Annotated in this window: 13 protein-coding genes; 7 read left to right on the plus strand and 6 right to left on the minus strand. The window is 60.6% G+C overall.

The features are described 5' to 3' along the window. Positions 1-13: 13 nt before the first annotated feature. Positions 14-826 (minus strand): class I SAM-dependent methyltransferase, encoded by an 813-nt coding sequence (locus tag BFQ03_RS12235; protein ID WP_065943235.1) that lies wholly within the window; start codon positions 824-826, stop codon positions 14-16. Between the two features lie 468 nt (positions 827-1294). Between BFQ03_RS12235 and BFQ03_RS12240 the strand changes: the two genes are divergently transcribed. Further along, a complete protein-coding gene (locus BFQ03_RS12240) occupies positions 1295-2881 on the plus strand; it encodes an ABC-F family ATPase (protein WP_082445592.1) in 1587 nt (528 codons plus the stop codon). A gap of 167 nt (positions 2882-3048) precedes the next feature. Beyond that, positions 3049-4221 carry an MFS transporter gene (locus BFQ03_RS12245; protein ID WP_032860505.1) on the plus strand — a complete coding sequence of 391 codons (1173 nt, stop codon included), beginning with the start codon at positions 3049-3051 and terminating at the stop codon, positions 4219-4221. On the opposite strand, the gene BFQ03_RS12250 is transcribed toward BFQ03_RS12245, so the two are convergent. Beyond that, the gene (locus BFQ03_RS12250; RefSeq protein ID WP_065943236.1) at positions 4215-5252 is read right to left on the minus strand and encodes an alpha/beta hydrolase family protein; all 1038 of its coding nucleotides are present in this window, start codon (positions 5250-5252) and stop codon (positions 4215-4217) included. The two genes, BFQ03_RS12245 and BFQ03_RS12250, sit on opposite strands and share 7 nt — an antisense overlap. A gap of 202 nt (positions 5253-5454) precedes the next feature. Next, on the minus strand, positions 5455-6066 hold the full coding sequence (locus BFQ03_RS12255; RefSeq protein WP_032860507.1) for an FMN-dependent NADH-azoreductase: 612 nt from the start codon (positions 6064-6066) through the stop codon (positions 5455-5457). A 126-nt stretch (positions 6067-6192) separates the two neighbouring features. Here BFQ03_RS12255 and BFQ03_RS12260 point away from each other — a divergent pair, with 126 nt between their 5' ends. Then, positions 6193-7101: a LysR substrate-binding domain-containing protein gene (locus BFQ03_RS12260; RefSeq protein WP_032860508.1), complete on the plus strand. Its 909-nt coding sequence runs from the start codon at positions 6193-6195 to the stop codon at positions 7099-7101. An 11-nt stretch (positions 7102-7112) separates the two neighbouring features. Beyond that, entirely contained in the window at positions 7113-7463 is a 351-nt protein-coding gene (locus BFQ03_RS12265; RefSeq protein ID WP_032860509.1) for an MmcQ/YjbR family DNA-binding protein, read from the plus strand. Positions 7464-7509: 46 nt separating this feature from the next. Here BFQ03_RS12265 and BFQ03_RS12270 read toward each other — a convergent pair whose 3' ends face one another. Both BFQ03_RS12270 and BFQ03_RS12275 read right to left on the minus strand, forming a co-directional pair. Continuing rightward, the gene (locus BFQ03_RS12270; RefSeq protein ID WP_050593368.1) at positions 7510-7902 is read right to left on the minus strand and encodes a DUF1294 domain-containing protein; all 393 of its coding nucleotides are present in this window, start codon (positions 7900-7902) and stop codon (positions 7510-7512) included. A 5-nt stretch (positions 7903-7907) separates the two neighbouring features. Continuing rightward, entirely contained in the window at positions 7908-8738 is an 831-nt protein-coding gene (locus tag BFQ03_RS12275) for an undecaprenyl-diphosphate phosphatase (RefSeq protein ID WP_032860512.1), read from the minus strand. 250 nt (positions 8739-8988) lie between these two features. Here BFQ03_RS12275 and BFQ03_RS12280 point away from each other — a divergent pair, with 250 nt between their 5' ends. The 3 genes from BFQ03_RS12280 (at position 8989) to BFQ03_RS12290 (ending at position 11913) form a co-directional block, all read left to right on the plus strand. Continuing rightward, positions 8989-10623, plus strand: a complete 1635-nt coding sequence (locus tag BFQ03_RS12280; protein WP_032860513.1) for a methyl-accepting chemotaxis protein — start codon at positions 8989-8991, stop codon at positions 10621-10623. A 205-nt stretch (positions 10624-10828) separates the two neighbouring features. Next, entirely contained in the window at positions 10829-11392 is a 564-nt protein-coding gene (gene pnuC, locus BFQ03_RS12285; RefSeq protein WP_032860515.1) for a nicotinamide riboside transporter PnuC, read from the plus strand. Next, positions 11389-11913, plus strand: a complete 525-nt coding sequence (locus BFQ03_RS12290; RefSeq protein ID WP_032860517.1) for an AAA family ATPase — start codon at positions 11389-11391, stop codon at positions 11911-11913. The genes pnuC and BFQ03_RS12290 overlap by 4 nt, the downstream gene beginning before the upstream one ends. 5 nt (positions 11914-11918) lie before the next feature. Here the strand turns inward: BFQ03_RS12290 and BFQ03_RS12295 are convergent, their stop codons facing one another. Continuing rightward, the gene (locus tag BFQ03_RS12295) at positions 11919-14207 is read right to left on the minus strand and encodes a bifunctional acylase PvdQ (RefSeq protein WP_065943237.1); all 2289 of its coding nucleotides are present in this window, start codon (positions 14205-14207) and stop codon (positions 11919-11921) included. Positions 14208-14456 lie beyond the last annotated feature (249 nt).

Raw genomic sequence — 14456 nt, forward strand, 5'->3', positions numbered from 1 at the left:
CCTTTTTTTGCCTTCAGGCCGAGCGCTTGATGGCTGTCAGCGTGTAGCACATCGGCAACTGCGCCGACTGGTTCTCGTATTGATCGTAGAGCTCTTCGCGATTGGAGTGCGGGTACTCCTGCAAATGGCTGATCTGCAACCCTGCCGCGATGGCCGCGCTGACAATCTCCCCAAGGGTGTATACAAACCAGTAAGACGCCGCGACTGCACTATTGCTCGCCCCCTCATAGACAATTGCCTCGTGCTGCACAAAAGGCTCGCGGCGAAAATACGAGGTGACCGGTAGCATTGGATTGGCCGCTTCGGGGTCGAACACCTCCAGGAACGGATGGGTCTCGTAGATCACCAGCGTGCCCCCTTCTTTCAGGGTGCTGGCAACATGGCGCATGAACAGCGCGATATCCGGCATCCAGCTCAGTACGCCGATGGTGATCAGGGCGAGGTCAAACCGCCCTTGCAGGCGCTCGGGCAAATGATGAATATCGGCTTCGATAAACTCAGGCGAATGAGGTGACCGGCTGGCCAACTGCGCCGCCTGTGCCAGAAACGCATCGGACTGATCGACCCCGACCACGCTATTGGCGCCAAGGCCATACAGTGAGAGGCTCTCACGACCGTTATTGCAGCCCAGTTGCACCGCATCCCGGCCCTTGACACCGACCTGTAGTAACAAAGCGGTCAGCGTGGGATCCAGGCAGCTGAAGCCAGGTTCGCCAACAGCAGCCAGCAGGCTTTGCCAGTGATCGGTAGCTTTATGCAGTTCGGCGGATTCGTTCCAGGCCGCCTTGTTACTGGCGATAGCCTGTTGAGCAGACAGCGTGTCCATTGCGTCTCCAAACCATTGAACGTGCGCGACAGGATGGCAATGAGCGCCGTCAGAAAACAGAAGGTAGTTCGCCCCGCACCGATAGCCTCGCCATCCTTGAACCGGTAAAGAGCCATCACTGCAGGGCGAACGCTGAAAACTTAATCCACAGCCATTGGATGTTCAACTGTTATCAACCGTGTATCGGACAATCAATACAATTTCGATACAACTCGATGAATTTTGTAGAATTTATCGCCAAAACAGACAATCCAGGCACTCGTCGCCGACCGACACGCCTGCCTGTCATATAACTCACGCTTCACATATGCGACAATGCGCGCCAAATTCCAACATGCACCCCATATTTTCTGCTCGGCGACTGGGCTTCACGCCTTGATGTCGCTGTTGACGCATGCCCGTTGGCCCGGGCTCCGAATGGGTCCCGGCCCAAATAAGCGCACTCCAAGCTATTGATAGGTAAAGTAATTGATCTCCACAGCTAACATCACCATGCAGTTCGGCGCCAAGCCACTGTTTGAGAACGTCTCGGTCAAGTTCGGCGCCGGTAACCGTTATGGTTTGATCGGTGCCAACGGTTGCGGCAAGTCGACCTTCATGAAAATCCTCGGTGGCGACCTCGATCCGTCCGGCGGCCAGGTCATGCTGGAGCCGAACGTGCGCCTGGGCAAGCTGCGCCAGGATCAGTTCGCCTACGAAGAATTCAACGTGATCGACACCGTGATCATGGGTCACGAAGAGCTGTGGAAGGTCAAGGCCGAGCGCGATCGCATCTACTCTCTGCCAGAAATGAGTGAAGAAGACGGCATGGCCGTGGCCGAGCTGGAAACCGAGTTCGCTGAAATGGACGGCTACACCGCCGAATCCCGTGCCGGCGAATTGCTGCTGGGCCTGGGTATCGGCATCGAGCAGCACTTTGGCCCGATGAGCGAAGTATCTCCAGGCTGGAAGCTGCGCGTATTGCTGGCCCAGGCGCTGTTCTCGGATCCGGAAGTGTTGCTGCTCGACGAACCGACCAACCACCTGGACATCAACACCATCCGCTGGCTGGAAAACGTCCTGACCCAGCGTAACAGCCTGATGATCATCATCTCTCACGACCGTCACTTCCTGAACAGCGTGTGCACGCACATGGCTGACCTGGACTACGGCGAGTTGCGCCTGTTCCCAGGCAACTATGACGAGTATATGACCGTGGCGACCCAGTCCCGCGAGCAGTTGCTGTCGGACAACGCCAAGAAGAAGGCGCAGATCTCCGAACTGCAATCGTTCGTCAGCCGCTTCTCGGCCAACGCCTCGAAAGCCAAGCAGGCCACTTCCCGCGCCAAGGCCATCGACAAGATCCAACTGGCCGAGGTCAAGCCTTCGAGCCGTGTGAGCCCGTTCATCCGCTTCGAACAGACCAAGAAGCTGCACCGCCAGGCGGTCATCGTCGAGCGCATGGCCAAAGGCTTTGACGGCAAGACGCTGTTCAAGGACTTCAGCTTCCAGGTTGAAGCCGGCGAGCGCGTGGCGATCATCGGCCCGAACGGTATCGGCAAGACCACCCTGCTGCGCACCCTGGTCAACGAACTGACCCCGGACGCCGGTAGCGTGAAATGGACCGACGCGGCCGAGCTGGGCTACTACGCCCAGGACCACGCTCACGACTTCGAAGACGACGTCACGCTGTTCGACTGGATGGGCCAGTGGGCCCAGGGCGAACAAGTGATCCGTGGCACCCTGGGGCGCATGCTGTTCTCCAACGACGAGATCCTCAAGTCGGTCAAGGTCATCTCCGGTGGCGAACAAGGCCGCATGCTGTTCGGCAAGCTGATCCTGCAAAAGCCCAACGTGCTGGTCATGGACGAACCGACCAACCACTTGGACATGGAATCCATCGAAGCGCTGAACCTGGCGCTGGAGAACTACCCGGGCACGCTGATCTTCGTCAGCCACGACCGTGAGTTCGTATCGTCCCTGGCCACCCGCATCATCGAGCTGAGCCCAAGCGGCGTGATCGACTTCAGCGGCACCTATGACGACTACCTGCGTAGCCAGGGTGTGGTGTTTTAAGGGCTGCCAATAGCGGTTAGCCACATGCAGCAAGTAAAAGCCCCGCCAGCAGTGACGGGGCTTTTTACATTGACGGAAATTACGCTGCTGATAGATCGTTAGCCTGCTTCCTTTTCTCCCCAGCCCTTGCCATGATGCGTTCACCGCCCTGCCGCGAATGAGCCTCCATGCCTGCCGCTCCCAGCTCCCTGTCGATCACCCTGCAGATCGTCTCCATCGTCTTCTATACCTTTATTGCGTTCATCTGCATCGGCCTGCCGATTGCGGTGATTCCCGGCTACGTCCACGAACAGTTGGGCTTTAGCGCCGTCGTGGCAGGTGTGACGATCGGTTCGCAGTACCTGGCCACCCTCCTCAGCCGCCCCATGGCCGGGCGCATGTCGGACAACGTCGGCACCAAGCGTGCGATCGTGCTCGGCTTGAGCGGCATCCTGCTCAGCGGTGTCTTGACCTTTTTCGCCACTCTGCTGCAAAGCCTGCCCAGCCTGAGCCTGGGGGTTCTGATTGTCGGCCGCGTATTGCTCGGTGTAGCCCAGGGCCTGATCGGCGTGGGTACCATCAGTTGGTGCATGGGCCAGGTCGGCGCCGAACACACCGCTCGCTCCATTTCGTGGAACGGTATTGCGTCCTATGGCGCCATCGCCATTGGCGCACCGCTGGGCGTGGTGATGGTTGCGCAATACGGCTACAACAGTCTCGGTATCGCCCTGGCGCTGTTGGCTGCGCTGGGCCTGGTGCTGATTCGCAAAAAGCCCTCGGTGCCGGTGGTGCGCGGCGAGCGCCTGCCGTTCTGGGCGGTGTTCGGGCGAATTGCGCCGTTTGGCGCCAGCCTGTGCCTGGCCTCCATTGGTTATGGCACTTTGACCACCTTCATTACCTTGTTCTACCTCAGTCGCGGCTGGATCGGCGCCGCCTGGTGCCTGACGGTGTTTGGCATCTGCTTTATCCTGTCGCGCCTGCTGTTTATCTCCAGCATCAACCGCTTCGGCGGCTTTCGCGCAGCGATTGCCTGCATGACCCTGGAAACCATCGGCCTGGTCCTGCTGTGGCTCGCACCGTCTCCTGGCATCGCCCTGATCGGCGCCGGCCTCACCGGCTTTGGCCTGTCCCTGGTGTATCCGGCATTGGGCGTCGAAGCCATCAAGCAGGTGCCCAACAGCAGCCGGGGCGCCGGGCTGAGTGCCTATGCGGTGTTTTTTGATCTGGCGCTGGCGATTGCCGGGCCATTGATGGGCGCGGTGGCGCTGAACCTGGGTTATTCATGGATCTTCTTCTGCGCGGCCCTACTGTCCGTCACGGGCCTGGGCCTGAGCTTGCTGTTGATGCGCCGGGCCTACTGATCGGCGGTCTGCATGCCGGCCCGCGAGTGCTGGCCGAGGGTGCGACTGAAAAACCGCCCGGCCTCGGAAATCAGGTCGCGGTGAATGCCCTCACGGTCCACCCCGTCGGCATCCGTACACAGCGCCGGCATCAGCGCCAGTTGCTCGTCATCGCACGGAGCCATGAAGATAAAGTGCCCAGCCCCAGCCAACAGTTTAAAGTCCGGTGGCTGCGGCAGTTTGCGCGCCAGGGCGGCAGCGTTTTTATCCACGGCCACTAGCTTGTCGCCATCACCGCTGTAGAGCAGCACCGGGACATGCACGTCGCCCAAGGTGTGCCGACCAAACATCAGACTCAGCGGTGCCATCAGCATCAACGCATGGATCCGTGGATCGGACTGGGGTTGCAGGTCATCGCGGTCGACCACCAGCTCACCCTTGGTCGTACAGGCATCATGGTCTTCGGGACGCTCCTGGCAATAACGGCGCAAACGCTCGAAGTCCGGCTTGGCCCCGGCCAGGATCAACGCCGTTTCCCCGCCCGCCGAATAGCCAATCACCCCCACCTGGTCCTCATTGACGAATGGCGACAGCATCGGGTCGCCAAGGGTGGCGGTAATCGCTGTGGAAATCTGGATCGGCCGCCCATACAGATTGCTCAAGGTACCCAGGCGGCTGTGGTCTTTGTAGTTGTCGCCCGGATGCAGCACCGCCACCACCACAAAACCCTTGCGCGCCAGCGACGTCGCCAGGTCATGCAAGGCCAGGGGCGTGCCGGTATTGCCGTGGGACAGCATCAACAGCGGAAAGCGGCCAATGGCGACCTTGGCGTCCTCCGTGGCGGCAACACGATACGCCCCCACCTGACTGATATGTTCCTGGCCTGTGGATGGGTAAAAGGCGATGGCTTTCATCGGCCGCAAATCCAGCGGGTCGAGAAAGCTCATCCGGTGATAGCCCACACTCCAATGAGGGTGCGGCGCCACCGCAGCCTGCACCGAAACGAGGCCGCCGAGCAGGGAAACCAGCAAGACTGCACAAAGACGCATCATGGGGGATGTCCACCTGTGCTGCGTGAAGCCTGGGAGTCGGCTCAGGCCCGGGCGGTATGGCTCTGCACTGCATAACCTGCGCCAGATTCGCCCGTTCAAAACAGAAAACTCCGTATTCCGCTGGCTTTCAGGCCATCAGAATACAGAGTTTAGGCGTCTCGAATCAGATTGATAGCGAGCCGCGGTGAAATTTACAGCGTACTTACGCAGCGATGAACAGCTGCTCGCTGATCACGGCGTTGGCATCGTTCAGCGCCTTGCTGCGCACTTCGTCACCGTAGGCCAGGCCATGGGCGCGCACGAACTCGACATCGGTGATACCGAGGAAACCCAGCAACACTTTCAAGTAGTCTTCGTGCGCCACACCGGTAGGTTGGCCAGCGTGCAGGCCGCCGGCGGTGGAGACCACGATGACTTTTTTGTTGCCGCACAGGCCTTCAGGGCCGGCTTCGGTGTAGCGGAACGTCTGGCCGGCGACGGCAATGCGGTCGATCCAGGCTTTGAGCTGGGTTGGGATGGTGAAGTTGTACATCGGCGCTGCGATGACCACCGCGTCAGCCGCCAGGAACTCAGCCAGGGTCGAGGCGCTCAGGTCGGCTTCGTGCTTCTGTACCGCATCACGCAGCTCGGCAGCGGTGCCCAGGGCGCCCAGGGTAATCCCGGAAAAGTGGTTGATCCCTTCGCTGGCCAAGTCGCGGTAGGTCACGTCCACACCCGGCTCGGCTGCCTGCCAGGCCTTGACCACTTCGCGGCTCAACTGACGGGACACCGAGTTGTCGCCCAAGATGCTGGAATCGATATGCAAGAGTTTCATGTGGGATCTCCAAGTGAGGACCGCCACCGGGCGATCTGATGGAGAGAATCCTACAGATCAATCCAATAGCCGATTAGCCGGTTAAAATGCGATAGTTCGTCCCACTGACAGGACAATAGGCTCAACATGCAAGACCTCAATGACCTCTACTATTTCGCCAAGGTGGTGGAAGCCGGCGGCTTCGCGGCGGCAGGCCGACTGCTGGGGATTCCCAAGTCACGGCTGTCGCGGCGTATTGCCGAACTGGAAGAACGCCTCGGCGCCCGCTTGTTGCAGCGCACCACCCGGCAATTGACCCTGACCGCCGTCGGCGAACGCTACCTGGGGCATTGCCAGGCGATGCTGCTGGAAGCGGAAATGGCCGACGAAGCCGTGGCCAACATGTCCAGCGAGCCCCGGGGCCGCCTGCGGGTCAGTTGCCCGGTGGGCCTAGCCCACGAAATTTTACCGACCGTCGTAGCGCAATTCCTGGCGGCGCACCCGTTGGTGCAACTTGAAATGATGCTGGTCAATCGCCGCGTCGACCTGGTGGCCGAGGGCGTAGACGTGGCCTTGCGTGTACGCGAACTGGGGGATGAAGATCCGCTGCTGGTGACCCGCCGCCTGCGCCAGGCCCAGACGGCCATGGTCGCCAGCCCCGAGTTTGTGCGTGAGCACCCGGTCAACTCCCCGGCCGACCTCAAGCAACTGCCCGTGCTCGGCGCACTGGAAGCCGACCGCATGGTCCACCTGCGCATGCTCGACCCAGCAGGCAATGCCACCGACCTGGTGCTGGAGGCACGCCTGGGCATCGACGACTTCCTGGTGCGCAAGGCCAGCGCCCTCGCCGGCCTGGGCTTTACCGTGCTGCCGATGATGTATTGCGAGCAAGAACTGGAAAGTGGCCAGTTGGTGCAACTGCTGCCTGAATGGTCATTGCCCGGTGGCTGGCTGCAAGCGGTGTACCCGCACCGGCGCGGCGTATCGCCAGCGATCCGTGCCTGGATCGACTTCCTGGCCCATGCCTTCAACAATTGCGGGGAACGACTGCTATGAGTACGCGGATCATGACCGAAGCCGACGTCGTCCAGTTCTGCCTGGGTTTGCCCGGTGCGCGGGAAGATTACAAGTGGGGCGGCGTACGGGTGTTCTCGATTGCCGGCAACAAGATGTTCGCCTTGCAGAACCTGCGGGGTGATTCCCTGGCGTTCAAGGTCGACAAGGAACTGTTCCTCGGCCACGTGGACCGCCCGGGAATCCACCCTGCGCCGTACCTGGCGCGGGCGCAGTGGATCATCATGCAAGCGCCCTACCCGCTGGGCGGCGAGGAGCTACGTGGTTTGTTGCAACGCTCCCACCAGTTGGTGGTGAGCAAACTCCCCAAGCGCACGCAGATTGGGCTGAGGCTGGAAGAATAAGGTTCCCTGTAGGAGCTGGCTTGCCAACTCCTACAGGGTTGGCTATCTAGAAGACAGACAGCAGCGTGCCGCCAAGAAACAACTGATCGATCCAGAACACCTGGTGCAACAATACAATCAGCCAGAACACCACCTGATACGACACCTTGCGCGTCTTGTGGCGAAACACCTGCTGGGCGATCAACGCACCCGGCCAGCCACCGGCCAGTTCCATGGCATGCAGGATCTTCTCCGGGGTGCGCCAACTGTCGCTCTGGGCCTTGCGCTTGTCGCTCCAGTACAGGCAAAACGTCACCACGCTGACCAGGCCATAGGCCGCCAGCGGGATCAGCGACACCCCGCGATACGCCAGCAGTGCCGCGCCAAACAGCGGCACGGCACACAACAGCACAAACACCAGGGCCTTGGATCGCAGATGCTGGATTGTGTTGCGGGGCATGTTCATCAAGCCTTGGCCGCCGCCCAGTCAATCCAGCCGAACTGCCAGGTGGCCAGGATCAGCAGACCGAATGCAATCCGATACCAGGCAAACACCGCGTAGCTGTGGCTGGCGATGAACTTGAGCAAACCGCGCACCGCAATCATCGCGAAAATGAACGAGACCACGAAGCCGACGGCAAACACCGGCAGGTCCGCAGGCTGGAACAGTTCACGGTACTTGTAGCCCGAATACACTGCCGCACCGACCATGGTCGGCATCGCCAGGAAGAATGAGAATTCGGTGGCCGTCTTGCGCGACAGGCCAAACAACAGGCCGCCAATAATGGTCGCGCCGGAACGCGACGTACCCGGAATCATTGCCAGGCACTGGGCAAAGCCCACTTTCAAGGCGTCTTTCCAGGTGATGTCATCCACCGTTTCAGCATGGATTTGATGCTCGCGGCGCTCGGCCCACAACATGATCACCCCGCCGATCACCAGCGCGGTGGCCACGGTGATCGGGTTGAACAGGTATTCATGGATCAGGTCGGCGAAAATCACCCCCAACACCACCGCCGGCATGAACGCGATCAGCAGGTTGATGGTGAAGCGCTGCGCATTACGCTGGGTCGGCAGGCCGATTACCACGTCGAGAATCTTGCGTCGGAACTCCCAGACCACCGCCAGGATCGCACCCAGTTGAATGATGATGTTGAACGCCATGGCGCGTTCGCCACCGAAGTCGAGCAAGTCGGCGACGATGATCTGGTGCCCGGTACTGGAGATCGGCAAGAACTCCGTCAGCCCTTCGACAATGCCAAGTATCAGTGCCTGAAAGGCGGTCCAAAGATCCATTATTCCCCCAAAAGGTCATGCGACGGCATGCCTCGTTGATATTTTCTAGGTGTTCACTAACGATGAGCACGCTGCAAGGCCGCGCGCAGGATCAAGGCTGAACTGCAGAATTTGTGTGAAAAATCAGGCAGGACTCAGGTTTTTTGATTCCGGGCCGAAAGCCTATCAGACAAGCCCGAATTGCGCTTCGCGTTATCACTGGCCGATCAATGCAGCACTGACAATTATAAGAACGCGGAGTGACATGACTATGAATAGTTTGCGCAATATGTCGATCAGCCGGCGCCTCTGGATGATCCTGATAGTCGCCGTGTTGATGTTGCTGACCCTGGGTTTGCTGATGCTCAAGCAGATCCACGACGATCTCTACCAGGCCAAGAGCCAGCAGACCCAGCATGTGGTGCAGACCGCCAGCGGGATTCTGAATTTTTATCACGGCCTCGAAACCACCGGCGTACTGACCCGCGAAGCCGCGCAGAAGCAAGCCCTGAGTGTGGTACGCGGCCTGCGCTACGACCAGGACGACTACTTCTGGATCAATGACCTGACGCCGGTAATGATCATGCACCCGGCCAACCCCAAGCTCGACGGCCAGAACCTCTCGGCCATCCGCGATCCGGACGGTTTTGCGGTGTTCAACGAATTTGTCACCCTGGCCAAGGCCAAGGGCGCCGGCATGGTCGACTACCGCTGGCCGAAACCCGGCGCGGATGCACCGGTGGCCAAGACCTCCTATATCCAGTTGTTCGAACCCTGGGGCTGGATCATTGGCTCCGGCGTCTACGTGGATGATGTGCAGGCGCAGTTCCGTGGCCAGGTGTGGCAAGCCTCCCTCGTCGGCCTGGGCATTGCACTGATCATGGCCCTGCTGGTGGTGCTGATTGCCCGCAGCATCGTGCGCCCACTGCAGGAAGCGGTACACGCCATGGCCAATATCGCCAGCGGCGAAAGCGACCTGACCCGCAGCCTCGACACCCACGGCCAGGACGAAGTCACCCAACTGTCCCGGCACTTCAATACGTTCACCGCCAAACTGCGCCAGGTGGTCAGCCAGTTGCAGGTCTGCGCCAATGCCCTGGGCCAGTCGTCCGCCGAACTGGGCAGCAACGCCAGCCAGGCCCATGACCGCAGCCAGCAGCAGTCCCAGCAGATGGAGTTGGTGGCCACCGCGATCAATGAGGTGACCTACGGCGTGCAGGACGTGGCCAAGAATGCCGAACACGCCGCCAGCGAAATGCGCGACGCCCAGACCCAGGCCGAACAGGGCCAGGTGAATATCGACGGCAGCCTGCAACAGATCGATGCACTGTCCGGCACCATCAGCCAGGCCGTGGATGTCATCCGCACCTTGTCCACCGAAAGCACACAGATTGGCGGCGTACTGGAGGTGATTCGCTCGATTGCCGACCAGACCAACCTGCTGGCCCTCAACGCCGCCATCGAGGCGGCCCGCGCCGGCGAACAGGGTCGCGGCTTTGCCGTGGTGGCCGACGAAGTACGCCTGCTGGCCCAGCGCACGCAGAAATCCACCGCCGAGATCCAGAGCATGATCGAACGCCTGCAAGGGCATTCCGAAGCCGCGGTCAAGGTCATCAGCGACAGTCACCAGGCTTCGCAACTGACCATCGAACAAGCCGGCCAGGCGGGCGCCAGCCTGACCGCCATTGGCCAGGCCCTGCGCAACCTCAACGGCCTCAACGCCTCGATTGCCAGCGCGACCCTGCAACAAGCCCATGTAGTGGAAGACATCAACCAGAACGTGACCCAGGCGGCCGGCCTGTCCCACAGCACCGCGCTGGCGGCACAGCAATCGAGCGTGGCCAGTGTGCATTTGAAGGACTTGAGCGAAGAGCTCAACAGCCTGCTGCGCCAATTCAAGGTTTAGATGCGGGCAAGCCCTGTAGGAGCGAGCTTGCTCGCGAAGCACTTGAAAGCGCCGCGTTTACCCAGCGAATACGCGTTATCGTTGACGTCCTTCGCGAGCAAGCTCGCTCCTACACAATGTCGCCAAAGCCGCCGCGGCCACAACAGGATTTTACCCGGGAGGTTGGGTACAATCGCCCTCCTCTTCGACTCTTCCAAGGAATCCCATGTCCGGGCTTGAACTGTTTGCCGCCGCGCTGGGGGTGATTGCCGTCTGGCTGACAGTCAAACAGAACCCATGGTGCTGGCCAATCGGCCTGGTCATGGTGCTGCTGTACACCTGGGTGTTCTTCGAAGTGAAGCTGTATTCCGACATGCTGCTGCAAGTGGTCTATGCCGGCCTGCAAGTCTACGGCTGGTGGCAATGGACGCGCGCGGGTGAAGTGCGGCAAGGGCGGCAGGTCACCAGCCTCGGCACCCCATCGATCCTCCTGAGCCTGGCCATTGGCGCAACCGGCAGCCTGTTGCTGGGCGCCGCCATGGCGCATTGGACCGATGCCGCACAACCCTGGCTGGATGCTGCGCTGACCGGTTTCAGCCTGGTGGCGCAAATGTGGATGGCGCAAAAACGCGTGCAATGCTGGGCGCTGTGGATCGTGGTCGATGTGATTTTTGTCGGCCTGTTTGTCTACAAAGGGCTGTACCTGACAGCGGCACTCTACGCCTTGTTCACCGTGATAGCCGTGCAGGGCTGGCGGGAATGGCGTGCTGACCCGGCGCTGCGCACATGAAGGTGCTGGTGATGGCCGGCCCCGAGTCCAGCGGCAAAAGCTGGTTGGCCGAGCAATTACAGGCGCATTTCGGTGCGGTGCTGGTGGGGGAATACGTGCGGTATTTCATCGACCACTACCAGCGTGATACCACCCTGGCAGACATCCCCGAAATCGCCCGAGGCCAATTGGCCTGGGAGGATGCGGGCCGTGCCCAAGCGCCAGAGCTGTTGATCCTCGATACCAACCTGCTGACCAACAAGCTATGGAGCCTGACGCTGTTTGGTGATGCCCCCGCGTGGCTCGACGACGCGCTGCTGGCACGCCATTACGACCTGCATCTGCTGCTGTCGCCCGAAGGCATTGGCTGGACCGCCGATGGTCAGCGCTGCCAGCCGAACCTGGCTGACCGCCAAGCGTTCTTCCAGGCCAGCCGCGACTGGCTGGAGCAGCATCACCAGCCGTACCGGGTGCTGGGTGGGGATTGGCAAGCGCGGCATGACCAGGCCTTCGCAGCGGTGACGCAACTGCTCGCCGAATAAATCCCCTACTCGTGGATCACCTGCCGTTGATACTGCGGATCCGCCTTGATCTGTTGTTCAGTAAACGGCAATGGGCTGAGTTTTTTCTCGGAGAAGGCCTGGGTCTGGTCCTTGAAATACGGCGACGCCGGGTCGCTGGACAGTGAGAACGCCAATACCCCTTCAGCCTTCGGCCCGTTGTCGTCAAAGGTGACGATCTGCAAGTAACTGCTGCCGCTGACCACCTCACGCTTGCCATCTGCCCTGGGCACGCTTTGCATCGCGTTGTAGATCCCAAGTTCCTGCGGACCACCATGCATCGGGGTGTTGCCCGACACCTGGATATCGCCCCAACGAGTGCCTGCCTTCAACCCCAGCTCGGTCACCTGTGCGACTGACGCCAGCATCGCTTCACGCAACGCCTTGGCCACCTCCGGTCGCTCGATGGCGAGCCCCCGTGGCGTGGTTTGCGCGCTGCGCGGGTCAAACGCGACACGCCATACATCCGGCACTTGCTGCATCTGCTCCAGTACGTGGATGAAATGCACCAGGCCCAGGCCGCTGTCGAGATTGGCCTTCTGGTCCCAGTCCTTGAGATGGGTACACAGGGTGTTCAAGGATGCATCCGTCTGTTGTGCGCAGAACTTGAGCAAGTCCGGCATCACCTGATCGGCCAGATACACCTGGTTGTCCAGCACCATGTGTTGCAGGTCAGCGCTACTGATCGGCTGCTTGTCCAGGTCCTGCAAACGCTGCAAGGCAAAACGCGCACGCGCGCCCAGAGCAATCTGATCCTGGCTGATGACCGGCGAGTAACCGGTCAACGGCGCCTTGGGGTTGGCCATCCAGGCCGAATCGTTGGAGTGCTGCACATAGTCCTTGCGCTCCAGTTGCGGCAGTTGGTCCGCCGGAAAAATCCCCGGCTGCGCCGCACGCGGGTCAATGTCCCAGGCGCAGGCACTGTGGGCACCGTCGAGCACGATCAGTTGCAGGCCGGCACGCGGGTCACTGCATTGCTGCAGTTTTTTCGCACTGACGTTGGGCACCACCGACAGGTTCATATACAGGCTCTGCCCCTGGTCGTCCGCCGCCAGGGTGTTGACCCACGGAATGCCTTGCAGGGTGTGCACCGAGGCCTGCAAGTCCTTGAGGCTGCGGGCCTGGTTCATCGCGTACCACTGGTGCAGCACACGGTCGTTGCCCAGGTTGGCATCGCGCAGGCTGAAAGCGTATTGCCCGTTCCAGTCAAGCTTGCCTGGCCATTGCACCACCGGCCCGAACTGCGAACTGTAGACCGTTTGAGTGTGAGGCTTAGCGCCCTTGACCTGCACCGTTACCTGGGTTTTCTGCATGGGGATCGACTTGCCATCGAGCAGGTACCGGGTCGGGTCTTTCGGGTCCAGGGTCAAGCGGTACAAGGTGAAGTGCTTGGACGTATCGACCGTGTGCGTCCAGGCCACATGCTGGTTGAAACCAATGTTGACCACCGGCAGGCCCGGCAAGGCGGCGCCCATCACGTCCAACTGGCCAGGAATGGTCAGGTGCATCTGATAAAAGCGCATGCCGCCAATCCACGGGAAATGCGGGTTGGCCAACAACATGCCGCGCCCGTTGAACGAACGTTCACCGCCCACCGCCACGGCATTACTGCCGCGATCCAGGGTGAAGCGTTGCTGATTCAACGTGGCGACCTCAAACGCCCGCGCACGACCCTGCACCGCCACGCCAGGCTGGGGCGGCGTCGCCCCTGCCAACGCCTCGGCGAATTGCCCCACACCGCCTTCCACCAACAGCCGTCGGGTCAACTTCACCAGATCTGCGGTATTGATCGGCCGCACCCAGGCGCCCTGGCACTGCATCGGCCGCCCCGTTGCCCCGCGCTCCTGAAGATAACGGTTGTACCCCGCCACATACCCCTCAAGACGCTGCTGCACCTGCGGGGTCTGCGCCTTCCAGAAAGCCGCCACCGCCTGGGGGGTGTTGAGCCAGGTAAAAAACACATCGCTGGTCAGGTTGTTACGCTCTTCCAGGGTCGCCTGCTCGGCGCCGAAATAGCGGGCACGCTGACCATTGACCGTCACCACTTCGTTGGCCAGCAGGCACAGGTTGTCCTGCGCATAGGCATAGCCGATGCCATACCCCAGGCCACGCTCATCGCTGGCACGGATATGCGGGATACCAAAAGCAGTGCGGCGGATATCAGCGCTCATCGCACCCGCCTGCACTTCGCTCACCTGGCGAGCCGTCGCACACAGGCTCACCCCCAGCAACACACCCGCCACGCACACCCTGGACAACCCGTTGGAAATAATCACGCAGACCCCATCATCAAGCCAAATTAAACGCCCAAGGCGAAGCCGGCCTGCCAGCGCCAACCCACCGATAGAGACGTAAAAAATCGAGAAAATTTAGTCTGCGTGCCGATTATTTCCAGGCACCAGGAATGTGACAGCGCTGTTACTGACAAAATTTATACACATTGGACTTCATGATTTGCGCCGCTCATACGTCTTATTACTTAGAGAGCACCATCATTTTCCTGATCAGGCTCTGATAAGGAGTTT

This window comes from Pseudomonas sp. 25 R 14, from assembly GCF_900004755.1.
In the GTDB taxonomy this organism is placed as follows: Bacteria; Pseudomonadota; Gammaproteobacteria; order Pseudomonadales; family Pseudomonadaceae; genus Aquipseudomonas; species Aquipseudomonas brenneri.

What these genes read in the sequence shown, in the direction of transcription:
- pnuC (WP_032860515.1), top strand. Translation starts at nt 10,829, where the DNA reads ATGTCCGGGCTTGAACTGTTTGCCGCCGCGCTGGGGGTGATTGCCGTC.
- BFQ03_RS12275 (WP_032860512.1), bottom strand. Translation starts at nt 8,738, where the DNA reads ATGGATCTTTGGACCGCCTTTCAGGCACTGATACTTGGCATTGTCGAA.
- BFQ03_RS12265 (WP_032860509.1), top strand. Translation starts at nt 7,113, where the DNA reads ATGACCGAAGCCGACGTCGTCCAGTTCTGCCTGGGTTTGCCCGGTGCG.
- BFQ03_RS12290 (WP_032860517.1), top strand. Translation starts at nt 11,389, where the DNA reads ATGAAGGTGCTGGTGATGGCCGGCCCCGAGTCCAGCGGCAAAAGCTGG.
- BFQ03_RS12250 (WP_065943236.1), bottom strand. Translation starts at nt 5,252, where the DNA reads ATGATGCGTCTTTGTGCAGTCTTGCTGGTTTCCCTGCTCGGCGGCCTC.
- BFQ03_RS12235 (WP_065943235.1), bottom strand. Translation starts at nt 826, where the DNA reads ATGGACACGCTGTCTGCTCAACAGGCTATCGCCAGTAACAAGGCGGCC.
- BFQ03_RS12280 (WP_032860513.1), top strand. Translation starts at nt 8,989, where the DNA reads ATGAATAGTTTGCGCAATATGTCGATCAGCCGGCGCCTCTGGATGATC.
- BFQ03_RS12245 (WP_032860505.1), top strand. Translation starts at nt 3,049, where the DNA reads ATGCCTGCCGCTCCCAGCTCCCTGTCGATCACCCTGCAGATCGTCTCC.
- BFQ03_RS12255 (WP_032860507.1), bottom strand. Translation starts at nt 6,066, where the DNA reads ATGAAACTCTTGCATATCGATTCCAGCATCTTGGGCGACAACTCGGTG.
- BFQ03_RS12260 (WP_032860508.1), top strand. Translation starts at nt 6,193, where the DNA reads ATGCAAGACCTCAATGACCTCTACTATTTCGCCAAGGTGGTGGAAGCC.
- BFQ03_RS12270 (WP_050593368.1), bottom strand. Translation starts at nt 7,902, where the DNA reads ATGCCCCGCAACACAATCCAGCATCTGCGATCCAAGGCCCTGGTGTTT.